We start from the raw sequence: 24,662 nt of genomic DNA on the forward strand, positions 1-24,662 counted from the left end.
ACTTGATGCAATGCAAAAGCAATCTGCTCTTCTGTGAACTTTGACCTCTTCATGGCGCACCCCTCCTTAGGGATAATATCGCCGATTTTTTCTAATTTAGGGTGTCCAATTTATTGGGAGGAGGTCAATTGGGGTGGCTTTTTACTGGCTTGGTGAGGAGCCTAATTACTTAGACTTCTTCTTTGTTTCAGATGATTGCCTAAGATGCTCTTCTATGTTTTTCTCAGCAGCATCGGCCACCTGATTAACAATTTTTCGACCCTCTTTAAACATCTTTTGCCCTGCGGTCGACATGTCATGAACTACCTTAGATAACTTATCAGCATGGCCTGGAATTTTGTCTTCAACATCTTCAAGCCAGCTCACTAATGAGCTACGTACTTTTTCTAGATGTTTTTCAGTACCATCAGCTGCATCATCGCCAATATCTTTTAGAACGGACTTCACTTTCTTTTGATATACGGTTGCGCGCTTTGCAGCTTCTTTAGTTGCAGATTCTTGCAACTCTTTAAGCTTAGCAAGATCATTCTTGGCTGCAGACTTAGCGCTCTCCATCGCATTTTTCATGCCCCACTGCATTTCTTCTAGATGGTGTGCGCTCAGATCTTTAGCAGCATCCAGCAATTTATGGGAGTACGCAAATAACTCTTTTGCCTTTTCTTGTTGCCATGCTTGTATATCTTTTTTATCCATTACCACTCTCCTTTAGGTGTATTAGGGGTTTCAGTAACCAGTAAAGCTATTCTTCCACTCTATACCCAAAATCGAGACTTGCCAATTCCCTGCTTTATAGGCATTAAAATTAGGGCATGAGTGAACGAAAAAACCCTTACGAGATTATTGGTGGCGCTGAAAAGGTTGAAGAATTGGTCGACCGTTTCTATGATTTGATGGCGCTAGAAGAGCCCTTCGCAGAATTGCGAGCCATGCATTCGGAAGATCTCACGAGCTCAAGAGATAAGCTCAAACTCTTTTTATCAGGATGGTTGGGAGGCCCAGACGTTTACTCCCCCAAATATGGTCACCCAATGTTGCGGGCCAGACATCTACCATTCAAGATTGGTCTTAAGGAACGAAATCAATGGTTAGCCTGCATGTATCGCGCGATGGAAGATTGCGGTATTGATGGCCAGATCGGCGCTCAGCTAGAAGAGTCTTTCTTCAATACCGCTGACTGGATGAGAAACCAGCCAAACTAATAGATTGCTGGGATTTTTAAGAAATCCTTAAAGGGATTGGGCACAAGCAAAGCCACTAGCCCAGGCCCACTGGAAGTTGTGACCTCCAAGGTGCCCAGTGACATCAAGACACTCACCAATGAAATACAGGCCAGGATGATTTCGAGCCATCATGGTTTGCCCATCTAGATCTTTGGTATCAACTCCACCCAACATCACCTCAGCCTTTTTCCAGCCCAGCGTTCCTGCGGGCTTTACCGACCAATTAGTGATGAGCTCTTTGAGCGCCTGACGATCCTTTTTAGAAACCTCGGCCCACTTTTTGCCTAAGAGATTTTTCTGCTCAGCAAATGCTTTTGCCAAGCGTAGTGGCATCACTGAAGCTAAGATATTTTCAGTGAGTTTGAGGCGGTTATCCTCGTTATCGAATAACTCATCACAGGTGAAGCGCCCATTGGCTTCGACGGCACCAAGCCAATCAATGTGTATTGCCTCACCCTCGGCCCAATAGCTACTCGCCTGCAAGACTGCGGGGCCTGAAAGGCCTTTGTGCGTTAGGAGTAGATCTTCATTAAAGCGACAAGCGCCATAGCGATGCCCCTTTGATCCTGAAGCAATACGAACTGGCAAACTGAGACCCGACAACTCAATCAGATTATCGAACTCACCTGAAGTAAATGACAGCGGCACCAATGCAGGACGTGGATCAACTATCTTCAATCCAAATTGCTTGGCGATATCCAAGGAATAAGCTGTTGCACCAATTGCAGGAACCGGTAAGCCGCCTGTTGCCATCACGATAGACTTGGATCTTTCGATGCCAGTATTGGTCTTCACGATCCATGTGCCAGCTTCATTGGATATCGACTCCACCGTAACCGGATGACGAATATCAACGCGTCCCTTAGCGCACTCCCCCAGTAACATCTCAATGATCTGCTTGGCAGAGTCATCACAAAATAACTGCCCTTGATGTTTCTCGTGATAGGCAATGCGATAAGACTGGACCAGCTTAATGAACTCATTTGCGGGATAGCGAGCTAAAGCACTTTTTACAAAGTTCGGATTTAGGGAGAGAAAATTTGCTGGACTGCTGTGTAGATTGGTGAAGTTACATCGACCTCCGCCACTGATGCGAATTTTTTCACACAAGACGTCGGCATGGTCCAGTACTAATACTTTTTTACCCAACTGGCCAGCAACGCCAGCGCAAAATAGCCCAGCTGCACCGCCACCGATGACGATGGCATCCCAAGATTTAGTCATGACTCACTTGTAGCGTTCAATAACTTCAGATGGCAGCTTGAGTTTTTGCATATGCAAACGGGTGTAGGCTTGACGGAAATTCTTAGTCATGGAGATCATGACGGATGCAGTCCAAGCAAAAGCAAACATTCCGGAGAAGGCAATAATGACTGCCAACATCTTCCAACCATTTGGCAGGAGGTCGTCCATAAAGCCCATCGCCGTATAGGTGCTGCCACTAAACAAAATGCTCTCACCTAAATTAGGCAAGAGATTAAATGCTCTCAATGAGATTCCCCAAAGAACGATCTCAAAGAGATGGATCAAAAATAAACACAGTACGCTGACATAAAAAACGAAAGCCACCGAAGAGTACTTATGCTCTGAAAGATACAGAAATGACTTCACCTCGTAGCGCTTTGCAATTTGAAGCAAGGCAACTCCATGCACTAGCATCACAACTAAAAGCATGGCAATACCGAACAAATAGGCCGGCAGATCCAGTTCGGAGGTCAGGTGTACGGTATTGGAGATAGTCATAGTGTCTGAGTACCTATTTTACAGTTCTCATGCGCATTTAGGCCAACTGATACCAGTCGCGAATCACCGCCCAAGCCTCAGGCGCAGTCTCCACAAAGTGGATTAAATCCATATCCACTTGATCTATTACCCCATACTCCAACATCCGCTTGAAGCTAACAACCTCTTGCCAAAATGTCTTTCCAACCAAAATGATCGGAAAACGCTCTACCTTTTTGGTTTGCATCAAGGTTAAAACCTCAAACAACTCATCAAAAGAGCCAAAGCCCCCTGGATAGGCAACAATCGCCCTCGCCCTGAGCATGAAATGCATTTTGCGAATAGCGAAATAGTGGAAGCGAAAACTCAAACCAGGCGTGAGATAGGGGTTGGGGTGCTGCTCTCGAGGCAAGCTGATATTAAAACCAATACTCTGATCCCCCGCTTCAAACGCACCACGATTTGCAGCCTCCATAATTCCGGGGCCACCGCCCGTAGCAATATGCAATTTATTTCGATCTTCAGATTGGGTGGCGTTATAGCCCGCAACGATTGCCCCGAATTCTCTTGCGGAATCGTAGTACTTGCAGTGAAGCAATGCTTGCTGAGCCTCGGCTATGGCTTCCCCTGTTTTTGCATTCTTTTCTAACTCTTGCGCTTTTTCAGAGCTCACAAAGCGAGTGGACCCAAAGACGGTAATCGTGTGCTCAATGCCACGCTCATGCAAGAGTATTTCTGGCTTCAATAACTCCAGCTGAAAACGCAGACCTAAAGTTTCACGGCGAGCTAAAAAAGCCTGATCATCAAAAGCAAATCGATAGGAGTCTTCAGAAGTATCTTCCGCCAGTTGGCTTTTCTGCAGATTCAGAAAATCAGTAATGGTTTGGGAGTTATTTACGGGGAGTCTTGGACTCATATTTGCGCCTTTATTCCAAGCTTTAAAATGGTCTGCCTTGAATCCTGGTCATTATCACTGAGCCAATGAGGCTGAGGGAGATCACCTCTAAATCAGTATTACTACCTAGAATATTGCATTAATTTGGCATCTAGGGCTTATTCGGATTTACCGCCAGCGCTTCAGGAGTTAATATTAGAGGATATTAACCAAACCGAAGGAAAAGCAATGAGCAACCGTTCAATCATCATCATGGTACTAGTATTAGTTGGTGCCACAGCCTATTTACTCCTCAAAGGCGACGGCGACATTGATATGGGTGGCGAGAAGCATGGTGCTGAAGCAGCACACATGGAAGAAGCTAAGAAAGATGCTCCTGCAGCTCCAGTTGCACCTGCAGCAGCTCCAGCAGCTGACGCTAAGAAATAATCTCTTCTCGAGAAAAATAAGCCGCGGTTCGCCGCGGTTTTTTTATAACTATTTTTAGTCACCCCCCCCTCCAATGAATAAACTCGATCCTTCATTACTCAGCTCTTTTGCCCCAACTGGCAGCTTGCGAGTTGGCATCAATTTAGGCAACCCCCTGTTGGCCAGCTTAGATGGAGATACCCCCAAAGGTATTACTGTCGACATAGCAAATCACATTGCTAGCAAATTAGAGCTCCCAATTACTTTTACCTGCTATCAAATGGCGGGCGCCACGGTTGATGCCGTTAAGGCAGGAGATGTGGATTTGGTATTTGTGGCAATTGACCCCGTTCGTGGAGCAGACATCAGTTACACCCCTGCATATATCCAGATTGAAGGCGCCTATATGGTGAAAGACTCTTCTCCGCTGACCAAGAATGAAGATGTTGATGTTGCTGGTAATGAGATTGTTGTTGGCAAAGGCAGCGCTTACGATCTTTACCTTACTCGTGAAATCAAACAAGCCAGCCTGCTACGTTCCGCCAATTCCCAAGCAGTGGTGGATGACTTTATGTCCGGGTCTGGAAACGTTGCCGCCGGAGTGAAGCAGCAATTAGAGAGTGATGCGCAACGTTATGAAGGCTTACGTATGCTTCCAGGTAGATTTATGGTGATCAATCAGGCCATTGGCACGCCTAAGGCGCGGGTCGATTTTGAAAAAATAACCGCCTACCTCAGTAGCGTGATTCAGGAGCTAAAAAATTCTGGGCTTATTGCCGAGGCAATGCTCCGTCACAAGGTTCAGGGCGCTAAAGTAGCTGATTAAATATCAGCAAGTGTAAGAATGTAAGCGCTCTGGAATAATGACATTCTTCCACTCCAACTCTTCCCGGATTGATTGGGCTAAAACGGCAGAAGCCTCGGGCTCTCCATGAACTACAAACACGGATTGCGGTGCTGATTTAAAACCTCGCAACCAATCCAATAGTCCAGCCTGATCAGCATGGGCGGATAAGCCACCAATTGTATGAATCGAAGCGCGAACCGCAACCTCTTCACCAAAGAGGCGCACCTTAGCCGCCTTATCCACCAAGCGACGACCTAAGCTGCCATAGGCCTGAAATCCAGTAATCACAATTGCATTTTGCGCGTGCGGCAAATTATTCTGCAAATGATGAACAATGCGGCCTGCGTCACACATACCGCTCGCTGAAATAATAATTGCCCCGCCCTTGATCTTGTTCAAGGCCTTAGATTCTTCTACGTCTGCTATGAACCTCAGATCTACTGCACCTGGGTTCTTTTTAAACCATTCAAAGGTTGACTGTGACTCTTTATCCAACTGCGAAAAGAAATGCTGAGTCAAATGAGTAGCGGCGGTCGCCATTGGAGAGTCAACCCAAATACTGAGATGAGGCAATAAATTGCGCCTCACCAAATCAATCAGTAGAAACAAAATCTCTTGAGTACGACCCACAGCAAATGCGGGGATCACAATATTGCCATGTGCACTCAAGGTGCTAGTGATGACATCAATGAATTCAGACTCGGTATCTGCCAAAGTTTTATGCAGCCGATCACCATAGGTTGACTCCACTACTACTACATCAGCCTGCTCGATCCTAGTGGGATCGGGCATCAATAGCTTCCCCTTCATGCCAATATCCCCAGAAAAAACACAGCGCTTTGTCTTGGCATGATCTTCGGTAACATCGATCACGGCAATTGCTGATCCCAGAATATGCCCCGCATTCTGAAACTCGAGATTAATGCCTCGGCTCAGTTCTAGCGTTTTTCCATAAGGAAGTATTTCGCATTGCCCAAGAGCAAGCTCCGCCTCCTCCATAGAGTACAAAGCCACCGGTAGCTCACCGCGCCACTTACCAGCCTTTTGTCTACGCTCTGCCCGCTCTACATCAGAGCGCTGCAAATGCGCGCTGTCGGGGAGCATAATTTTTAGCAGCTCAAATGTCGCATCAGTGCAATAAATGGGGCCCGTAAAACCTTGAGCACAGAGTCTGGGTAATAAGCCGCTGTGATCAATGTGTGCATGCGTTAGCACGACGAAATCAATTTCTTTAGGGGAAAACGGTAAAGGCTCGAGATTCTTTGCGGTTGCCTCGCGCCCACCCTGAAACATGCCAAAGTCCACCATGAAGCGAATTTCACGCCCACCCACAAGAGCCTCAACAGAATGCCTTGAACCGGTAACCTCGCCTGCTGCACCAAGAAATTGTATTTTCATTGTTAAAGGATACTCCCGATAAAATCCATTGTTAAGCCACTCATTAGAGCGATACTATTCAAATGAATCCCCCTACCGAACTGAGATCTCTCGAGCTGATCACTCGTCTTAAACGAGCACCCTCAGAACATAAAGGGAATGCTGGCAAGGTGCTACTGATTGGCGGTGCACCTGGCATGGCTGGCGCCCTGATGTTGTCTGGCAGCGCTGCACTTCACTTAGGAGCCGGCTGGACTATTCTGGAAATGCTCGACCCTACAGCCGCTCATGCTATGCCAGAACAGGCCGAGCTCATGGTTCGCTTGGCCAGCTTTAATGCCCAAGAACAATTAGAAGCTACCGCACCCGATGTAATTGCAATTGGACCTGGCTTAGGTTTTTCTGCGCTGGCTCGGGATTGGTTGATAGCTTCTTTACGCTACCCAAAAGTTCCGCTAGTCATCGATGCTGATGCGCTCAATCTCATTGCCGATACCCCCGAGTATCTGGATCTACTGAAAGAACGCAATCAGGCGCTTCCGGGCATGAGTATTTTGACTCCACATCCTGGTGAAGCCGCACATCTTCTGAATACGACAGCTTCGGATATCCAGGCAAACCGACTTGGAGCCCTATCTGAATTAGTCAGACTCACCAACTCCATTGTGGTTCTCAAAGGCCAACATACGCTGATTGCCTCTCCTACTCATTTAGCAGTGCAATGCGCGGAAGGTAATCCCGGTATGGCCGTCGGTGGAATGGGCGATGTGTTAACCGGCACGATTGCAGCGATCGCCGCCCAAGGGCTGCATCACAATCTCAATCTGTGGGAGGCTGGCTGCATTGGGGTTCAACTCCATGCATCAGCAGCGGATAGTTTGGTAGCTAAGGACATTGGTCCGATTGGACTTACTCCATCAGAGGTCATTTTGGAAATGCGGAGTCTTCTGAATAAGCTGTTATAAAACAGCATGCAATCAGCCAGCGGAATTCTGCAACATCGTCGTTATGTCTACGGTCTCTTTATGGCCGGCTTGGGCTCAGTTCTATTTTCCGGAAAAGCGATTCTGATCAAGCTCGCATTTGGCTATGGCGCAAATGCGGAGACCTTAATTGCCTTGCGGATGCTGATGGCCCTCCCTCTTTTCTGGGGAATTTATTGGTGGCAAGCACGCAGACAAGCCATGAGTCCGCTAACTTGGCGAGATCAGGTGAAGATATTTGCCTTGGGATTTATGGGCTACTTTCTTTCCAGTTACCTAGACTTTCTGGGGCTGCAATATATTTCCGTTGGCTTAGAACGCATTGTTCTTTATCTCACTCCAACTATCGTCTTGTTGATTTCTTATTTTGTATTAAATAAATCTATTAGTCGCTTGCAATGGTATGCGCTTGTTGTTGGATATCTTGGTGTGATTGTGGTCTTCATTCAGGATGCCAGCTCGACGGGTTCTTTGGCTGTGCTCGGCATGTTGCTGGTCTTTGCCAGCGCATGTTCATATGCAATCTACATGATTGGTTCCGGAGAAATGGTGAAGCGCGTAGGTAGCGTGCGCTTAGTGGTCTACGCTAGTTCCGCATCTGCGCTTCTGAGCGTCATTCAAATTCTGATTTACGATCCCGCGGCTGTATTTGTACAGGTACATCAGATCTATTGGCTCAGCCTACTCAATGCCAGTCTGTGCACCGTCATTCCGATGCTGTTAATCATGATTGCGATCAATCGCATCGGCTCACCCCTCGTTGCGCAAGCCGGAATACTGGGCCCCGTCTCAACGCTATTTATGGGCTGGATTGTGTTGTCCGAACCAATCACCTGGATTCAGGTGGGCGGGATGAGTTTGGTGATGGGGGCGATGTGGCTGCTGGTACGCAACAATGCGCCAGAAAAGCAAAAGGGGCTGAATTCCACAAAGCCCTTAGACCTTGAGGGATCCGACCCCCTAACTTAATTACCGCGAATTTATTGTTGCGGAGCTGCTGCAGGCTCTTGTGCGGCTTTAGTTTTTTTCTTTGATTTTTTCTTAGCCTTCTTCTCTGCTTTTTTATCTTTCTTAGTCTGCTTCTTAGACTTCTTAGCAGCCTTCTCTGGCTGGGCAGCAGGTGCTGGAGTAGTAGGCGCCACTGCTGGAGCTGCCGCTGGCGCAGGAGCTGGTGCTGGATCAGCCGCCATCACTGTCAACGGTGATAAACCAATAGAGGCGGAAATGAGTGTGGCCAAAGTAAGTTTTGCAAAGCGAGTATTCATTTGAGACTCCATAAGGTTTGTGGATAATTTGATAATACTCAATTATTTGCCATTAATGCTTCATTTAACCAAGGCTTCCTCATGAACTCTTTTCCCGCCGATATCTATACAGAGCCCCAGGGATACTCAATCAATACCCTAGAAAACCTAGGACCCCTTACCCGCCTTGCTGGGATCTGGGAAGGTCAACGGGGCTTGGACATTAAGCCTAAGGCTGAAGGTCCAAAGAAGCAGGTTTATACCGAGCGTATTGAGATGCAGCCAATTGATCCGCAAACCAATGGGCCGCAGTTGTTTTATGGCTTGCGCTATCACCTCCACATCACCAAGCCTGATCAAGTCAAAACCTATCATGATCAAGTTGGCTATTGGCTTTGGGAGCCTGCGACTGGATCCATAGTTCACACCCTCACGATTCCTCGCGGCATGATCACGATGGCAACAGGCAAAGCCTCTACCAGCGCAACCCAGTTTGAGTGCGTTGCCAAAATTGATGATCCAACTGCCGGGATCTCTTCAAGCCCATTTTTGGACTACGCATTTAAAACCATTGAGTACCGCATCATGGTGACCATTTTGGAAGATGGCACTTGGTCTTACGAGCAAGACACGGTCATGATGATCAAAGGTCAGGATGAGCCCTTCCATCATCTGGATACGAATGTACTTACTAAGGTTGGTGAAGCCACTCCCAACCCTTTGGCGCTAGAGGCAATGAAAAAGCCGTCCTAAGACGGCTTTCTTATTACTCTTTTTTCTTACTCTTTTTTGCCACTTAAGCTGGCTGCGCTTCAGTCTCAGTAATCTTTTCTAGAGCTGCTGCAAGATGACCAACAGTACGGTCAACATGAGCCAACTTCTCTAGACCAAATAAACCAATTCGGAAAGTGCGGAAGTCTGGGCGCTCGTCACACTGCAATGGCACACCAGCAGCAGTCTGCAAACCCAGCGCAATAAATTTCTTGCCTGATTGAATTTCTGGATCCTTGGTATAGCTCACTACTACGCCAGGAGACTGAAAGCCTTTTGCTGAAACTGAGTGATAGCCATTCGATACCAATAAGGCGCGAACCTTGTCACCCAACTCTTGTTGCTTCGCTTTCAGTGCGGCAAAACCCAAAGCCTGAGTTTCTTTCATTACATTGCGCAAGATTTTGAGTGCGTCTGTTGGCATGGTGGTGTGATACACGTGACCACCCTTTTCATACGCTTCCATAATTTGGAGCCACTTCTTAAGGTCCATTGAGAAGCTGCTGCTTTGTGTAGACTCAATACGCTCGCGTGCTCTGTCGCCCATGGCAATCAAGGCACAGCAAGGTGAGCTACTCCAGCCTTTTTGAGGCGCCGTAATCACCACGTCAACATTGCAAGCCTTCATATCTACCCACATTGCACCTGAAGCGATGCAATCCAGGACAAACAAACCATTGACTGAACGAACTGCTTCGCCAACCGCTTTGAGATAGTCATCCGGCAAAATAATTCCGGCAGACGTTTCTACGTGAGGAGCGAAAACAACTGCTGGCTTTTCTTTCTTAATGAAGGCTACCACTTCTTCAATCGGCGCCGGAGCAAAAACACCCTGCGCAGTATCTTCCAATTGCTTCCCTTTGAGAACAGTAATGTCCTGGGTAATATTGGCTAGATCAAAAATCTGAGTCCAACGATAGCTAAACCAACCGTTGCGCAATACAAGGCACTTTTCATTATTGGCAAATTGGCGGGCAACTGCTTCCATACCGAAAGTGCCGCTTCCCGGAACGATGACTGCCGAGCTAGCGTTATAAGCATCCTTCAGGACACTAGAGATATCCACCATGACTTTTTTGAATTCTTCAGACATATGGTTGAGCGAGCGGTCTGTATAAACAACCGAAAACTCTAATAAACCGTCTGGATCAACATTCGGGAGTAAGCCTGGCATAGTAATTTCCTAGTAAATCGAGTGATTAGCCCTAAATGATACTGATTTAGCGCTGTTTGGGTACTCACCCTCTGAAAACGGGCTTTTTGAGCAAATGAGATGGGTTAGCTACTTCTTTTAGCCGTAGAGGAGACCAGTATTCCGATAACAATCAGGGCAAAAGCCAGGCCATGAAAAAGCTGGGGTGGATCACCCAAAATAGCTGCCGAGAGTAATGCGGTGAACAAAGGAATGAGATTGGCAAAGAATGCCGCTACGGTTGGACCTGCACCATTAACCCCCAAGCCCCAGCATCGATAAGCAATTAATGATGGTCCGATTGCTACAAAAACAATCAATGCCCCAGTCCAGTAATTGAGATCAATAAAGGCATGTCCCGTGGCAATCTCAGCACCTTCAAATAACATCGTCCACATAAAACCAATTAAGACCTGAGCCATCAAAAACTCAGCCCATGGCCATTGACGTTCAGTACTCTCCCCTGGGCGACTAATCATCCAGCTATAGAAAGCCCAAAGAATTGTGGCCAACATAATGAGTAAATCACCCATCACCACCTCCATGCTCAGCAGGCTAGTTGGCTCACCACGCGTCAGAACTACCGTAACCCCAACCAAAGAAACAACTGCACCCACCATCTGCAAGAGCGTTGGCCTCACCTTATAAAAGACGGCGCCGATAAAAAGCATCCAAATCGGCATGCTGGCACCGATGAGCGTGACATTAATTGCAGTTGAAGTTTGCAGGGCAAGATAGAGCAGCACGTTATAGCTACCCACACCCAAAAGCCCCAAGACTAAGAAGCGGCCTTTGTTTTGCCAGAGGGCACTGCTCGGCTTGAACACTTTCCAGCCTAAAGGGAGCAATATGAGAGCTGCCAGCCCCCACCGAACTGCACTTAGGCTTATTGGCGAAATACTCCCCACTAACACTCGCCCAGCTATCGCATTACCCGCCCAAAGAATGGTGGCTAGCGTTAAATAAAAGACGGTCGACAGGGGTAATTGAGGCATTCAGGAGGATTTAGGTGAATAAATGGGTATTTTGAGCCCCAAGAAGGGCCTTGCCTACGCATTGTAGAAACAAATTGCCTGGTATTGCTAAGATAGAGCTTAAATTAGCGCCAGACATCTGGCATTGGCAATATACAAAGGGGTTTTAGTGGCAATCATCACCAATATTGAAGATTTACGAGTTCTGCATCAAAAACGCACCCCTAAGATGTTCTATGACTATGCAGACTCCGGGTCATGGACTGAATCTACCTACCGAGCCAACGAATCCGATTTTCAGAAGATCAAACTGCGCCAGCGCGTTGCTGTAGATATGACTAATCGCACCACCAAAACAACCATGGTGGGTCAAGAGGTTGCAATGCCTGTAGCGCTTGCACCAACTGGTTTAACCGGCATGCAACACGCTGATGGTGAAATTTTGGCTGCCCGTGCCGCTGAAAAGTTTGGCGTTCCTTTCTGCTTATCCACCATGAGTATTTGCTCAATTGAGGATGTGGCAGAGCGAACCACTAAACCGTTTTGGTTTCAGCTCTATGTCATGAAAGACCGTGGCTTTATTGAGCGCCTCATTGAACGCGCCAAAGCTGCCAAATGCTCTGCCCTTGTACTAACTTTGGATTTACAGATTTTGGGACAACGCCATAAAGATTTAAAAAATGGTTTGTCTGCACCTCCAAAGCTGACTATTGCCAACATGATCAACATGATGACCAAGCCACGCTGGTGTATGGGTATGGCAATGACTCCTCGCAGAACCTTTCGCAATATTGTTGGTCATGCTACCGGCGTTGGCAACATGTCTTCCCTCTCCTCTTGGACTGCTGAACAGTTTGATCCAGGCCTGAGCTGGGATGATGTGGAGTGGATCAAAAAACTCTGGGGCGGCAAGCTAATCATTAAAGGCATCTTGGATGAAGAGGATGCGCGTTTTGCTGCCAACTCCGGCGCCGATGCTTTGATTGTTTCCAATCATGGTGGCCGTCAGTTAGATGGCGCCATCTCCAGCATTAAAGCTTTGCCTGGCATCGTCAATGCAGTTGGCAAAGATATTGAAGTGTGGATGGATGGCGGCATTCGGTCTGGCCAAGACGTATTGAAAGCTTGGGCACTTGGTGCACGCGGTACGATGATTGGCCGCCCCTTCCTTTATGGCTTGGGTGCGATGGGCGAAGCTGGTGTTACCAAATGCCTCGACATTATTCACAATGAATTGGATATCACAATGGCGTTTACAGGACACCGTGATATTCAGAATGTGACTAAAGATATTTTGTATCCAGGGACTTTTTAATATTTCATACTTAGCCAATTCCCCCGAATTAGTTTTTGCTATTTCCGCTGTAGCCCTCTCGGGCTCAGTGTGGTTTGGTAATGCCGTATTGAGCAAGTACCGTACAAAGGATACTGAGACCTCGACGGATTTAGGGATCATTCAAACTGCCACATTGACCCTACTTGGCCTGATCATCGGCTTTACCTTCTCCATGGCCATTGCGCGATATGACTTAAGGCAGACTTATGAAGAGGCTGAGGCAAATGCCATTGGCACAGAGTTTTTAAGAGCGGACCTTCTGCCCAGTAAAACTGCTGAGACCATTAAAGGCTTGCTGAACGAATATTTAGATCAGCGTATCTTGTTCTACTCCAAGCAAGATCAAGAGACTGCTAGGCAAATTACACAGCGTACGATTGCGCTAGAGAACGCCATGTGGAATGAGCTACTCCCTGTTGCACGAACACAATCAACTCCCACTACTGCGCTAGTCATTTCCGGAATGAATGATGTGATTAATTCCCATGGCTACACTCAGGCTGCCTGGTGGAATCGCATCCCGACCGCTGCCTGGTGGTTAATGGGCGCAATCGCGATTGGCGCCAATATGCTGGTAGGCTTTGGCGCAAGAAACTTCAAGCGCAATGTCGGCCTCTTTATGATTTTTCCAATGATGATTGCCATCTCCTTCTTTTTGATCGCAGACATCGATAGCCCTCGCGGTGGCGTGATTCGCATTGATCCGCGAAATTTGAATGATTTAAAACACAATATGAACGTCGTACATAGCACGGCACCCACTCTAGGCGGTAAAAAATGAAGCGTGTTGTAGATGTATATAAAGATAGAGGCCGTGAACTGGTATGGACTTACGTTATTCACCTGGGCAATATTGAATTTCATCCAGCTCAAATTGATTTTGAGCAAGAGGCTCTTAGACTTTCTCAGATCGATAAGCGCGGAGCCCCAAATGAGCTGAGTGCCAAAGCCAGGCTTTCCGTTAGATAATTTTTACTTGAATTCCGATATATGAAACCCTTAACTAAAAAAGCTAAGATGGCAGTTGGTTGGACTATCTTGATGACAGTAATCGGAACTGCCATGTTGCATCAATGGCAATTCTTTGCCATGGGTTGCGCATCAATTGCACTCCTACTCGTTGCGAACCACTACGATCTATTGAAAGATCCTGAGGACAAAAAATAAGACCCCTATCTTTCGATAGAGGCCTTATTAAATAGTTACTTAGATTAGAGCGTTGGGTAGTCGGTGTACCCTGCTTCTGCTCCACCATAGAACGTTGCGCGGTTGTAAGCATTAAGTGCGGCACCTTGCTCAAATCGCTCAGCCAAATCCGGGTTGGCAATATACAAACGACCATAAGCCACTGCATCGGCTAAGCCAGCCTCCAAAACAACCTCCCCCATAGCCTGGTCATATCCACCAGCACTAATGAATTTACCTTTGTAGGCATTTCGGAAAATCTCTGAAGTAATTGGGGCACCTGCATCAATCTGATCATTACCACCCGCAGTCGTTGAGCGCGGCTCAATCATGTGCACATAGGACAACTGGTAGCCATTGAGCTTTTGAATGACGGCATTAAACAAAGCTATAGGATCGCTATCTGCCATATCGTTAAAACTACCGTAAGGTGAGAGACGCACACCAATACGATCGCTTGGGAATACCTTGGCAACCGACTCAATCACCTCACCTAATAGGCGCACACGGTTTTCGATAGAGCCACCATACTCATCGGTACGTTGATTAGTTTTATCTTGTAAAAATTGATCAAGTAGATAACCATTTGCGGAGTGAATTTCTACACCGTCAAAACCTGCCGCTTTTGCATTAGCCGCAGCAAATTCAAAATCCTTTAACAAGCGCGCAATATCTTCAGTCGTCATTGCTTTAGGAGTTTCATAGTCATGCAACTTCCAATCGGCGCCGTAGGTTTGACCAGCAGGTGCAATCGCTGAAGGCGCTTCAGGGGCACCCTGCCCAGGATGCAAAGATAAGTGAGAAATACGACCTACATGCCAGAGTTGAGCAACCATCTTGCCGCCCTTGGCGTGAACAGCATTCACGATTTCTTTCCATGCAGCAGTTTGCTCGGCAGAATAAATTCCGGGGGTTGAAGGATAGCCTTTTCCAATTGGGGAAATTTGTGTTGCTTCACTGATGATGAGGCCAGCGCTTGCTCTTTGCTCATAGTATGTTTTTGCCAAAGGATTTGGCACATCCCCATCGATGGCGCGCATTCTTGTTAGCGGTGCCATCACCAGACGATTCTTTAACTCAATGGAGCCAAGCTTGACGGAGGTAAACATGATTTCTTTTCCGGACATGAGACTCTTTCTTTTTTACTGATAAATGATTCGATCATGGACTGTAGCAAGAATGGTGCATTCTTGCTGAGTACAGCCTAATCCTTGCGTAAGCCCTTCACCGCACCACGACTACTCTTGGCGCCCTTCTTGAATCTCTCCTGAATGCAATCAGAAAACGCCTGGAACTCCGCTATGTGCGCCGTGGAGGAACGGGCTACCAAGGCAATCACTCGCTTAGGTGCAGGTGGCGCTAATGGGCGAGCTTCTAGGCTGGTGCCATTCAACAGGCCACCTCTCACTGCCATCTCTGGCAACAATGCAATTCCCATTCCAGAGTCCACCATCTGTAGCAGTGTTAGCAAGCTCGTGGCCTCCATGCCGTCCGCTTTGCGAATATCTGAGCGCTTGCAAGCTTGCAATGTATGTTCGCGCAAACAATGCCCCTCTTCTAAAAGCAGCAGTCTTTCCGCCATTTTTGCTGGCAGATGAATCTCCTTACCTTTGAGGGCTGGATCATCTTCCCTAGCAACCAACCAAAACTCGTCATCAAATAATTCTTTAACCAATAAACCTGAAGTCTCATATGGCAAAGCAATCAAAATGAAATCCAATTGATGCTCGGCCAATCTAGTTAAAAGATTAGCTGTCAGATCCTCGCGCAAGGCAATCTTCAGACTCGGAAAACGGGTCCGAATATCCGGCATCACATTTGGAAGTAAGAAAGGTGCAATAGTTGGGATCACACCAAGGCGAATAGTCCCAGCCATAGGCTTACCTGCAGCATCTGCGTATTCCACCAAATCTTGGGACGAAGCTAAGATCGTCTTCGCCCTCTCCAGAATCTCGAGGCCAATTGGGGTAATTGCTACATTTTGACGGTCACGCTCCACCAAGCGGATACCCAAGCCGTCCTCAAGCTCTTTTAAGCCTGCACTCAAAGTAGATTGACCCACAAAGCAAACTTCTGCAGCCCGGGTGAAATTAAGCTCTTGAGCAATTGCCACAAAGTAGCGAAGCTGACGTAATGAAGGTAGAGCAGCCATAATCTGTAGATGTCCCTATAATCAATTTATTAGATAAATAATAGCATTGCTATTCATCATATAAATCATTATTTAGCGACTTCATCCAATATGGTTTGAATCTGACTTACAACAGAATTTGAAATTAAATTTAAACTGCTTGTAATCTCTTTTAGCAAGGAATCCCTATGAAAACTTGGCAATGTATCGTGTGCGGCTTTAACTATGACGAAGCAAAAGGCTTGCCCGAAGAAGGCATTCCCCCTGGTACTGCTTGGGCTGATATTCCGGATGACTGGGAGTGTCCGGACTGTGGCGTGGCAAAGTCTGATTTTGAAATGGTTCAAACATCGTAATTCACTCAAAGCATTAATGACTTTGAAGTACATCAACTAACGTAATACAGCACATCAACAGGAAACTCCGCTTTGGATCATCAGAACGATTTAACTCAATCAGGCATTGTCATTATCGGCAGTGGCTTAGCCGGCTTTACCGTTATTCGCGAGCTTCGCAAGCTAGATAAAACTATCCCCGTGACTTTAGTAACTCGGGAGCCAGGCTACTTCTATTCAAAGCCGATGCTCTCTACCGCCCTCGCCAGCAATAAGTCCGCAGAGCAATTGGTTTCTACAAATGCTGAAGGAATGGCAGCCCAACTAGAGATTGCAATCGTGAGTGATGCTGATGTCACAGCAATTGATACAGTCGCCCAGACAATTACCACTTCCAAAGGAAACATTCCCTATGGAAAGCTAGTGTTGGGCTTAGGTGCAGATCAAATTCGTCTACCTTTACAAGGCAACGCGGCCAATGAAGTAATCACTGTTAACGATCTAGAGGAATACGCCCAGTTTCGTAAAACGATTGAAGGCAAAAAACGTATTGCCATTCTTGGGGCTGGCCTGATTGGCTGTGAGTTTGCAAATGATTTAGTTTTGGGCTCTTACGAAGTTGATGTGATTGATTTGGCACCACAGGCCCTAGGTCGACTACTTCCAGAAGCAGCTGCACAAGCTCTGCAAGAAAAACTTAGCGATGTGGGCGTGCGTTGGCACCTTGGAACTACCGTGCAATCGATTGATCGCAATGCCGACTCCCTCACAATCACCCTTGCCAATGGATCTACCATTACTAGCGATGTATTTCTATCGGCCGTTGGCCTGAAGCCTAGACTTGAGCTGGCGAAGGCTGCTGGAATCGCCACGGGTACAGGTATTACCGTTAATCGCCAATTAGAAACTAGCGCAAAGAATGTATTTGCTATTGGCGACTGCGCTGAAGTAGATGGCTTGGTCCTGCCTTATGTCATGCCCATCATGCAGGCAGCGCGAGCTTTGGCACCAAGCTTGCTTGGACAGGCAGCAGTTCTGTCCTACCCTGCTATGCCAGTGATGGTGAAGACACCCTCACTGCCAACCATTGTTTCCCCACCTGCAAAGGGAGCAGTTGGCGATTGGAAGATTATTCCAGTAGAAGGCGGCCTCGAGGCCCGCTTTGTATCAAGTGATGGGAAATTGCTTGGCTTTGCTTTACTTGGATCTGCAACAGCGCAACGTGGCGCCCTTACAAAAGAATTGCCACCAATACTGCAATAGAAGCAAGTCTTTGCAACCGCTCTCCTACTTACTCAAACAGACTTAGGAATAAGAAAAGGCCCGCATCTGCGGGCCTTTTAATGATCTACAGCGGTCTATTTATCAAACGACAACAAACCATGTGCTGTTGTGTGACTGAGCAACCATCAAAAACAACATTGGTATGGAAAGCATCGTGTTGAAGCGTGAAGTCAACATTGCAATACGTGCTGACTTTGCTTTAACGTCGGGCTCAACTGCAACGATGCCTAAGGCACGTTTTTGATTTGGCCAAATAATGAACCAAACGTTGAAGGCCATTACCAAGGCAATCCACATACCTAAACCAATAGCGCGGAATGGTGCTTGCAAGGTAAATGCTTGATGGGCATAACCATTCACTACAGCCAAGATTAAACCGCTAACAACGGTGAATAAGGCTGCCCAGCGGAACCAAAACAATGCTGTTGGAGTAATTACTTTTCCAATAGCAGGCTTTTGCTCATCCGGAATTTTAGGCATCGAAGGAATCTGCACAAAATTGAAATACCAAAGCAAACCAACCCACATCACGCCAACCATGACGTGAATCCAGCGGAATAGAAATGGCAATTCAATAGAGCTGAGGTTTGCACCTAAAGCTAAAACAATTAAAGCAAGGAGTACAAACCCAGCTAAAACTGTGCGCCCCAATGAGGTAAAAATAGATGCCATGGAAACCTTTTCAGTCAAAAATAGTTAAGCGAGATTAAGCAAAATTCTTGCTAGCAAAATCCCAGTTCACTACATTCCAGAAGTTTTCTAAGTACTTTGGACGAGCATTGCGAGTATCAATGTAATACGCGTGCTCCCAAACGTCGCAAGTCATCAAAGGTTTTGCATCAGTAGTGATTGGTGTAGCTGCATTGCTGGATGAAACCAAATCAAGTGAGCCATCAGCCTTCTTAACCAACCAAGCCCAACCAGATCCAAAAGTACCTACTGCGCACTTTGTGAACTCTTCTTTGAACTTATCAAAAGAGCCCCACTTAGCATTGATAGCATCAGCCAATGGGCCAGTTGGAGCGCCACCGCCATTTGGCTTCATGCTATTCCAGTAAAAAGTATGGTTCCATACTTGAGCGGCGTTATTAAAAACACCACCAGCAGATTTTTTAACGATATCTTCTAGGGAAGCATTTTCAAACTCAGTACCCTTAATCAAATTATTTAAATTGGTTACGTACGTTTGATGATGTTTGCCATAGTGAAACTCGAGAGTTTCTTTTGAGATGAATGGTGAAAGCGCATCTAATGCGTAAGGCAACTGAGGTAATGTATGTTCCATCATTTTTTCCTTGTAAATCGAGTTAACAAATAGCTATAGCAGCCATATTTGCACTAACTATAGACGATTCTGGCGATTTTGTTTGGGCGCGTAACGGGGGATTAGATTGAATCACCCCGCCCCTAGGATTACTGGGCTGTCCAGCCACCATCCATGTTCCAGGCCACTCCGCGTACTTCGGAGGCATCGGGGCCGCAAAGGAAAATAGCTAATGCAGCCAATTGCTCTGGAGCAACGAATTCGCCTGAAGGCTGCTTCTCTGAAACCAAGGCTTTTTTGGCCTCTTCATTAGAAATCCCATCGCGTTCTGCGCGTGCATCAACCTGCTTTTGAACCAGTGGAGTGAGAACCCATCCCGGACAAATTGCGTTGCAGGTAATTCCAGTTTTGGCATTCTCGAGTGCAGTCACTTTAGTTAAACCAACAATGCCATGCTTGGCAGCAACATAAGCGGATTTTTGGACAGAGCCAACTAAACCATGAACCGATGCAATATTAATAATGCGACCCCAATTACGCTTCTTCATTCCAGGCAAAGCATGGTGTGATGTATAGAAGGCTGAACTTAAGTTAATCGCAATGATCGATTCCCACTTGTCAGCAGGGAAGTCTTCAACGTTAGCTGTGTACTGAATGCCTGCGTTGTTCACCAATATATCGAGTGAACCAAAGCGTTTTTCAGTCTGCTTAATCAAGTCTTCAATCTCAGCAGGTTTGCTCATGTCGGCACCGTGATAGTCAACCTCAACACCACAAGCTTTGATAGCAGCAATAGCAGCGTCTTTCTCGCCAAAGCCATTCACCATAATATTGACGCCCTGCTTTGCCAATCCAATGGCCATTGCCAAGCCAATGCCACTGGTGGAGCCGGTGACGAGAGCTGTTTTACCTTTTAAATGGGACATATTCTTTCGCTATAACAAGTTAATGGCAAATCCCCTGGCGGGGATTTGCGGGTGATCAAAACTTGATGTTACAGGATGCGACATCCCCTTAGATAGGGGGAATGCACCAATACAAAAGAGCTCTCAATTAGACCTTGCCAAGGGCCTTCAAAATCTTTTCGCAGGTAATGGGCTGATCAAACACGGCAGTATTAAATGGCGCCAGAGCATCGTTAATCGCGTTTTGGACGGCTCCAGGGGCCCCCGCAGTTCCAGCCTCGCCCGCACCTTTAGCCCCCAACTTGGATGACTGGGTAGGTGTCTCCACGTGAGCCACTTCAATATCCGGCATCTCATTGGCCATTGGGACCAAATAATCCGCCATACTGCCGTTCCTCAGCAAGCCACTATCGTCATATAGACACTCTTCGAAAAGAACGCCTCCAATACCCTGAACAATAGCGCCACGCACTTGCTCATCGACCAACATAGGATTTAAAACGCGACCGCAATCCTCAACCGCCCAATGCTTCAGGAGTTTTACAAACCCTGTATCCGGATCCACTTCCACATAAGACGCCTGAACACCATTGGTGAAGATGAATGGATATTCTTTTTGCGTGTAATGACGTGTCACCATCAAATCCGCAGAGAATCCCACAGGCAAGGTATCGGTGCGGAAATAACCAATACGGCCAATCTCACTAAATGGCAGCAACTGTTCGCCGCTGGCTTTATCCAAAACATGCCCACGTCGTACTGACAACTCCTCAGGCGATCTATTCAAAATAGCACCAGCAAGCTTTAAGATATTTTCCTGGAGCGCCTGACAGGCTAATAACACTGCTTCACCACCAACACCAGCGCCACGAGAAGCCCATGTGCCACCACCGTAAGGTGTGACATCGGTATCGCCAGTAATGATACGAACATCTTTAATGGAGAGTCCAACAGCATCGGCGGCAATTTGAGCATAGATACCTTCAGTACCCTGACCCTGCTCACCAACGCCAATCAGTATTGAAACCACGCCGCTAGGATCTAATCGCGCAGAGGCGCCATCCTGAGATGCGATGCGAGCACCACCCACACCATAGAAGGCTGGACTTGGGTTTGTTAACTCAATTAATGTGGCGAAACCAATTCCGCGATAAATACCCTTTTTACGCAACTCAGCCTGCTCTTTGCGCAAAGCAGAATAGTCCATCATCTTTTCAATGGTTCGCAAGCATTGTTCATGCGATAACACTTCCAGCTTAATTCCTGAAATACCAGAGCAAGGATAAGCATCATCAGGAATCACATTGCGCTTACGGAATTCCAGAGGATCCATCTTTAACTTTTGCGCAGCCAAATCCACTAGACCTTCAGTTACAGCGCAGGCAATCGGATGCCCCACCCCACGATATTGGCAAGTAGGTGTTTTATTCTGAAACACCACATTCAATTTGGCTCTGTAATTTTGATGCTTGTAAGGACCGCCGACCAAGTTAACCACTTGATTGCCTTCAATCGCACTAGTTCTTGGGAACATGGAATATGGGCCAATAGCAGTGAGATCATCGATCTCAAAGGCCAGGATGTCGCCCTCCTTGTTGGCTGCAATACGACCCTTAATTCGATGCTCACGCGCATGAATATCACTCGTAAATGATTCGAGTCGGTCCGCAACAAATTTGACTGGGCGCTCCAACATCATAGCCAAACCCACTGTTGCAAAATCATCGGGATATGCGTGAACCTTAATACCAAAAGATCCACCCACATCTTTACAGATAACGTGAACATCAGACTCAGACAAACCAAATTGACGGCAATATAAGTCTTGCATCATATGCGGCGCTTGCTGCGAGTGATAAACCGTCAGGCGACGATCTCCAGGGTTGTAATCAGCAATTTGGCAACGAGGCTCCAGAGTCACACCAGTATGGCGGCCAAAACCAAAAGTGGCCTCCGCAACCACATCCGCAGTTGCAAATACTTCATCAACCTGACCAACATCCAAGCTACGCGTAAAGCAGAGGTTATCGCCAAGCTCAGGATGGATTACTGGGGTCTCTGCATCCAATGCTGTTTCCATTGAGACTACTGCGGGCAACTCCTCCCATTCAACGTCAATCAATTGCAAAGCATCTTCTGCTTGGGCACGCGTTTCGGCAACTACAGCGACTACAGGCTCACCTTGCCAGCAAGCCCTATCAATTGCCAATGCATATTGAGGGGCAGACTTCATGCCGGCTAGATGACCTAAAGTGGCAACCCATGGCTTGCAAAGCTCTGCCATCTTGACGCCATCAACTATGGCAAGCACACCCGGCATCTTGCTTGCTTGTTCCGTATGAATTTTTCCAATTTTCATATGGGCCACTGGAGAGCGCCAATAGACCACATGTCCCATTCTGGGCAATTGAATATCGTCGACATAAGTGCCTTGACCCTCGATGAGTCGACGCGCCTTATGTCTAGGTTCGCTATTGCCAATATAGCGTTGATCATTGGTTACCGGATCAAGCATCAATCCTTTGAGGTCAGCTGGTTTATTCATATTCAGTTTTCCCAGTCTTCTTAAGCGAGAGCAACAACAGGTTTAATTTTTTCACCTTTAGCGCGAGCTTCAAGCACCGCCATGATGGCATCTACGATGGAGTGATAACCGGTACAACGGCAGTAATTTCCAGAGATCCATTCACGCACTTCTTCACGCGTAGCTTTGGGCTGTTTTTCAATCAACTCCGCAGCGGCAAGCAACATGCCAGAGGAGCAGAATCCGCATTGCATCGCGTTGTGGCGCATAAAGGCTTCTTGTAGGTCTGCTAATGCACCACTTTTCGTTAGCCCCTCAATCGTCTCGACAACACACCCATCAGCTTGCACAGCTAAGAATAAGCAGCCACGAATAATTTGGCCATCCACCTTAACAGTACAGGCACCACAAGCGCCCTGCTCACAACCTAAGTGCGGACCCTTCAAATGAAGATCTTCACGCAAAAAATCCACCAAGTGGCGACGCGGTTCAATCTCAGCATTTACTACCGAGCCATTGACGGTCATCGTAATTTTTTTCTTTAAGCTCATTTCAATCTCCGAACTTGATTTATTTTTCTAGTAGTTAGTTAAGCAATTAAATGCTTTAAGCCACGCTCTAACAAAACACCAATTAAATGTTGTTTTGTCTCTGCACTATTGGTGATATCAGCAATCGCCTCAATCTCCGACCTTGCGGCATCAACTGCTTTGCCAATCAACTCATCACTAAGAGGTTTACCGTTGACTAGTGATTGAGCCTTGGTTGCCATGACAGGCGTAGCGCCAACAGAAAAGAAGGTGAAAGTGCAATCACTCAGAACATTGCCAGCTTTATTTGCAACTAAGGCAACTCCCGCAACTGCATAGTCGCCATGACGACGTGCTAGCTCATGGAAATAAAAAACTTGGCTGGGGTTTGCAACGGGGATTTCAGTCGCGATCAGAATTTCATTGGGCTCTAAAGAGGTTGTATACAAATCAATGAAAAAGTCTTGCGCTGAAATACGACGCTCACCATCTGGGCCCGCAATCAACATAGTTGCATTAAGCGCCAGACTACAAGCAGGCCACTCAGCCGCAGGATCTCCGTAAGCCAGGGAACCACCCCAAGTCCCCAGATTGCGGATCGCTCTATGGGCGATATGCGGGACAGCAGCCTTCAGGAGTGGCGCATGCTGTGCAACCAACTTGGAGTCCTCAATCTCGGTGTGGGTGACTAAAGCCCCAATCCGCAATTGGTCCCCTATGACAGCAATCCCTTTGAGCTCATCCAGACTGGTGATGTCAATCAGAATACTCGGCTCAGAGAGGCGTAGGTTGAGTGTCGCCAAAAGCGTCTGACCACCGGCAATCAAACGGGCATCTTCACCAGCCTCGGCCAGCAGAGATAAAGCTTCGCTGAGAACCTTTGGTTTTGCATAATCAAATGCTGCTGCTTTCATTCCGTCTCCTCCACTACTTTTATATTTATGTCGCCAGACCTTATTCGGTCTGTGCGCCTGACTCCAGCGGCACCACCTCGCCACCCAATTCTTTTGCAAAGCGTTGAAAAAAATCATCTGCAATTTTTTTGGCAGAAGCACTAATTAAGCGTCCACCAATTTGCCCTAACTTGCCCCCGATAGAGGCCTCTGTCGTATAGGAAATTAGGGTGCCGCCTTCGGCAACCTTTAATTCAACTCGTGAACGGCCTTTTGCGAAGCCGGCGGCGCCGCCTGACCCCTCAAATGCCATTGAACAAGACTGATCGGGAATGACATCGCTCAATAGCAGCTTTCCCGCAAATCTGGCCCTCACAGGACCAATTTTGAACATCACCTTGGCATGAATCTCTTCTGGGGAGACCCGACTAATTTCTTCGCAACCAGGAATGGACTTTGCGAGGACGTCAATATCGTTCAATCCCTTCCATACATCGGGGATTGGAGCCGCGATGAGTTGCTCGCCATTTAATTCCATTACATCTCCTTGGGGTTTGTACGAATAGAGTCTTATCTACCAATTGTTCAACAATGTACCATTATTTAACTTTTGGTCAATAAGGCCAAATTCGGATAAACCCT

At 47.0% G+C, this 24,662-nt stretch carries 29 protein-coding genes; 12 read left to right on the top strand and 17 right to left on the bottom strand.

The window, feature by feature from the left end; genetic code table 11:
• Window positions 1–165 precede the first annotated feature (165 nt).
• Window positions 166–693, bottom strand: a complete 528-nt coding sequence (locus ICN30_RS07250; protein ID WP_216274426.1) for a phasin family protein — start codon at window positions 691–693, stop codon at window positions 166–168.
• A gap of 116 nt (window positions 694–809) precedes the next feature.
• Between ICN30_RS07250 and ICN30_RS07255 the strand changes: the two genes are divergently transcribed.
• Window positions 810–1,199, top strand: a complete 390-nt coding sequence (locus ICN30_RS07255; protein WP_216274428.1) for a group II truncated hemoglobin — start codon at window positions 810–812, stop codon at window positions 1,197–1,199.
• A 27-nt stretch (window positions 1,200–1,226) separates the two neighbouring features.
• Here ICN30_RS07255 and ICN30_RS07260 read toward each other — a convergent pair whose 3' ends face one another.
• The 3 genes from ICN30_RS07260 to ICN30_RS07270 are packed head-to-tail and all read right to left on the bottom strand — an operon-like array spanning window position 1,227 to window position 3,858.
• Complete coding sequence (locus ICN30_RS07260) at window positions 1,227–2,444, bottom strand: aminoacetone oxidase family FAD-binding enzyme (protein WP_216274430.1); 1,218 nt, start codon at window positions 2,442–2,444, stop codon at window positions 1,227–1,229.
• A gap of 3 nt (window positions 2,445–2,447) precedes the next feature.
• Window positions 2,448–2,963 (bottom strand): hypothetical protein, encoded by a 516-nt coding sequence (locus tag ICN30_RS07265; RefSeq protein WP_216274432.1) that lies wholly within the window; start codon window positions 2,961–2,963, stop codon window positions 2,448–2,450.
• Window positions 2,964–3,000: 37 nt separating this feature from the next.
• Entirely contained in the window at window positions 3,001–3,858 is an 858-nt protein-coding gene (locus ICN30_RS07270) for an LOG family protein (protein ID WP_216274434.1), read from the bottom strand.
• A 207-nt stretch (window positions 3,859–4,065) separates the two neighbouring features.
• Between ICN30_RS07270 and ICN30_RS07275 the strand changes: the two genes are divergently transcribed.
• Complete coding sequence (locus tag ICN30_RS07275) at window positions 4,066–4,266, top strand: hypothetical protein (RefSeq protein ID WP_216180804.1); 201 nt, start codon at window positions 4,066–4,068, stop codon at window positions 4,264–4,266.
• A 73-nt stretch (window positions 4,267–4,339) separates the two neighbouring features.
• Window positions 4,340–5,071, top strand: coding sequence for an ABC transporter substrate-binding protein (locus ICN30_RS07280; protein ID WP_216274436.1), 732 nt, complete (start codon window positions 4,340–4,342; stop codon window positions 5,069–5,071).
• Between the two features lie 3 nt (window positions 5,072–5,074).
• Here ICN30_RS07280 and ICN30_RS07285 read toward each other — a convergent pair whose 3' ends face one another.
• A complete protein-coding gene (locus ICN30_RS07285) occupies window positions 5,075–6,490 on the bottom strand; it encodes an MBL fold metallo-hydrolase RNA specificity domain-containing protein (RefSeq protein WP_216274437.1) in 1,416 nt (471 codons plus the stop codon).
• A 62-nt stretch (window positions 6,491–6,552) separates the two neighbouring features.
• On the opposite strand from ICN30_RS07285, the gene ICN30_RS07290 reads away from it, so the two are divergent.
• Both ICN30_RS07290 and ICN30_RS07295 read left to right on the top strand, forming a co-directional pair.
• Window positions 6,553–7,434 carry an NAD(P)H-hydrate dehydratase gene (locus ICN30_RS07290; RefSeq protein ID WP_216274439.1) on the top strand — a complete coding sequence of 294 codons (882 nt, stop codon included), beginning with the start codon at window positions 6,553–6,555 and terminating at the stop codon, window positions 7,432–7,434.
• A gap of 6 nt (window positions 7,435–7,440) precedes the next feature.
• Window positions 7,441–8,421: a DMT family transporter gene (locus tag ICN30_RS07295; RefSeq protein WP_216274440.1), complete on the top strand. Its 981-nt coding sequence runs from the start codon at window positions 7,441–7,443 to the stop codon at window positions 8,419–8,421.
• 11 nt (window positions 8,422–8,432) lie between these two features.
• Here the strand turns inward: ICN30_RS07295 and ICN30_RS07300 are convergent, their stop codons facing one another.
• Complete coding sequence (locus ICN30_RS07300; protein ID WP_216274441.1) at window positions 8,433–8,717, bottom strand: protein tyrosine phosphatase; 285 nt, start codon at window positions 8,715–8,717, stop codon at window positions 8,433–8,435.
• An 81-nt stretch (window positions 8,718–8,798) separates the two neighbouring features.
• Between ICN30_RS07300 and ICN30_RS07305 the strand changes: the two genes are divergently transcribed.
• On the top strand, window positions 8,799–9,449 hold the full coding sequence (locus ICN30_RS07305) for an FABP family protein (RefSeq protein ID WP_216274442.1): 651 nt from the start codon (window positions 8,799–8,801) through the stop codon (window positions 9,447–9,449).
• A 43-nt stretch (window positions 9,450–9,492) separates the two neighbouring features.
• Here the strand turns inward: ICN30_RS07305 and ICN30_RS07310 are convergent, their stop codons facing one another.
• The gene (locus ICN30_RS07310; protein WP_216180781.1) at window positions 9,493–10,641 is read right to left on the bottom strand and encodes an aminotransferase class V-fold PLP-dependent enzyme; all 1,149 of its coding nucleotides are present in this window, start codon (window positions 10,639–10,641) and stop codon (window positions 9,493–9,495) included.
• Window positions 10,642–10,745: 104 nt separating this feature from the next.
• Window positions 10,746–11,654 carry a DMT family transporter gene (locus tag ICN30_RS07315; RefSeq protein ID WP_216274443.1) on the bottom strand — a complete coding sequence of 303 codons (909 nt, stop codon included), beginning with the start codon at window positions 11,652–11,654 and terminating at the stop codon, window positions 10,746–10,748.
• 148 nt (window positions 11,655–11,802) lie between these two features.
• On the opposite strand from ICN30_RS07315, the gene ICN30_RS07320 reads away from it, so the two are divergent.
• The 4 genes from ICN30_RS07320 to ICN30_RS07335 all read left to right on the top strand — a co-directional run bounded on the left by ICN30_RS07320 (window position 11,803) and on the right by ICN30_RS07335 (window position 14,136).
• Window positions 11,803–12,948, top strand: coding sequence for an L-lactate dehydrogenase (locus ICN30_RS07320; protein WP_216180775.1), 1,146 nt, complete (start codon window positions 11,803–11,805; stop codon window positions 12,946–12,948).
• An 88-nt stretch (window positions 12,949–13,036) separates the two neighbouring features.
• Window positions 13,037–13,750 carry a hypothetical protein gene (locus tag ICN30_RS07325; protein ID WP_216863409.1) on the top strand — a complete coding sequence of 238 codons (714 nt, stop codon included), beginning with the start codon at window positions 13,037–13,039 and terminating at the stop codon, window positions 13,748–13,750.
• Window positions 13,747–13,938 carry a hypothetical protein gene (locus tag ICN30_RS07330; protein ID WP_216274444.1) on the top strand — a complete coding sequence of 64 codons (192 nt, stop codon included), beginning with the start codon at window positions 13,747–13,749 and terminating at the stop codon, window positions 13,936–13,938. The genes ICN30_RS07325 and ICN30_RS07330 overlap by 4 nt, the downstream gene beginning before the upstream one ends.
• A gap of 21 nt (window positions 13,939–13,959) precedes the next feature.
• Window positions 13,960–14,136, top strand: a complete 177-nt coding sequence (locus tag ICN30_RS07335) for a hypothetical protein (protein WP_216180771.1) — start codon at window positions 13,960–13,962, stop codon at window positions 14,134–14,136.
• Between the two features lie 44 nt (window positions 14,137–14,180).
• Here the strand turns inward: ICN30_RS07335 and ICN30_RS07340 are convergent, their stop codons facing one another.
• Window positions 14,181–15,281: an alkene reductase gene (locus ICN30_RS07340; protein ID WP_216274445.1), complete on the bottom strand. Its 1,101-nt coding sequence runs from the start codon at window positions 15,279–15,281 to the stop codon at window positions 14,181–14,183.
• Between the two features lie 77 nt (window positions 15,282–15,358).
• Window positions 15,359–16,306: a hydrogen peroxide-inducible genes activator gene (locus tag ICN30_RS07345; RefSeq protein ID WP_216274447.1), complete on the bottom strand. Its 948-nt coding sequence runs from the start codon at window positions 16,304–16,306 to the stop codon at window positions 15,359–15,361.
• 167 nt (window positions 16,307–16,473) lie between these two features.
• On the opposite strand from ICN30_RS07345, the gene ICN30_RS07350 reads away from it, so the two are divergent.
• Entirely contained in the window at window positions 16,474–16,641 is a 168-nt protein-coding gene (locus ICN30_RS07350) for a rubredoxin (protein ID WP_216180761.1), read from the top strand.
• A 72-nt stretch (window positions 16,642–16,713) separates the two neighbouring features.
• Window positions 16,714–17,883, top strand: coding sequence for an NAD(P)/FAD-dependent oxidoreductase (locus tag ICN30_RS07355; RefSeq protein ID WP_216274449.1), 1,170 nt, complete (start codon window positions 16,714–16,716; stop codon window positions 17,881–17,883).
• A 102-nt stretch (window positions 17,884–17,985) separates the two neighbouring features.
• Here the strand turns inward: ICN30_RS07355 and ICN30_RS07360 are convergent, their stop codons facing one another.
• The 7 genes from ICN30_RS07360 to ICN30_RS07390 form a co-directional block, all read right to left on the bottom strand.
• Window positions 17,986–18,576: a urate hydroxylase PuuD gene (locus ICN30_RS07360; RefSeq protein ID WP_216274450.1), complete on the bottom strand. Its 591-nt coding sequence runs from the start codon at window positions 18,574–18,576 to the stop codon at window positions 17,986–17,988.
• A 34-nt stretch (window positions 18,577–18,610) separates the two neighbouring features.
• The gene (gene sodB, locus ICN30_RS07365) at window positions 18,611–19,189 is read right to left on the bottom strand and encodes a superoxide dismutase (RefSeq protein WP_216274453.1); all 579 of its coding nucleotides are present in this window, start codon (window positions 19,187–19,189) and stop codon (window positions 18,611–18,613) included.
• Between the two features lie 128 nt (window positions 19,190–19,317).
• Window positions 19,318–20,094: a 3-hydroxybutyrate dehydrogenase gene (locus ICN30_RS07370; RefSeq protein ID WP_216274454.1), complete on the bottom strand. Its 777-nt coding sequence runs from the start codon at window positions 20,092–20,094 to the stop codon at window positions 19,318–19,320.
• A gap of 127 nt (window positions 20,095–20,221) precedes the next feature.
• Entirely contained in the window at window positions 20,222–22,618 is a 2,397-nt protein-coding gene (locus tag ICN30_RS07375) for a xanthine dehydrogenase family protein molybdopterin-binding subunit (protein WP_216274456.1), read from the bottom strand.
• A 20-nt stretch (window positions 22,619–22,638) separates the two neighbouring features.
• Window positions 22,639–23,148, bottom strand: a complete 510-nt coding sequence (locus ICN30_RS07380; protein WP_216274458.1) for a (2Fe-2S)-binding protein — start codon at window positions 23,146–23,148, stop codon at window positions 22,639–22,641.
• A 38-nt stretch (window positions 23,149–23,186) separates the two neighbouring features.
• Window positions 23,187–24,041 (bottom strand): xanthine dehydrogenase family protein subunit M, encoded by an 855-nt coding sequence (locus ICN30_RS07385; protein WP_216274460.1) that lies wholly within the window; start codon window positions 24,039–24,041, stop codon window positions 23,187–23,189.
• A 40-nt stretch (window positions 24,042–24,081) separates the two neighbouring features.
• The gene (locus ICN30_RS07390) at window positions 24,082–24,558 is read right to left on the bottom strand and encodes a CoxG family protein (RefSeq protein WP_216274462.1); all 477 of its coding nucleotides are present in this window, start codon (window positions 24,556–24,558) and stop codon (window positions 24,082–24,084) included.
• Window positions 24,559–24,662: the final 104 nt, after the last annotated feature.

Origin of the sequence: Polynucleobacter sp. 31A-FELB (genome assembly GCF_018882405.1) — a bacterium.
Lineage (GTDB): Bacteria > Pseudomonadota > Gammaproteobacteria > Burkholderiales > Burkholderiaceae > Polynucleobacter.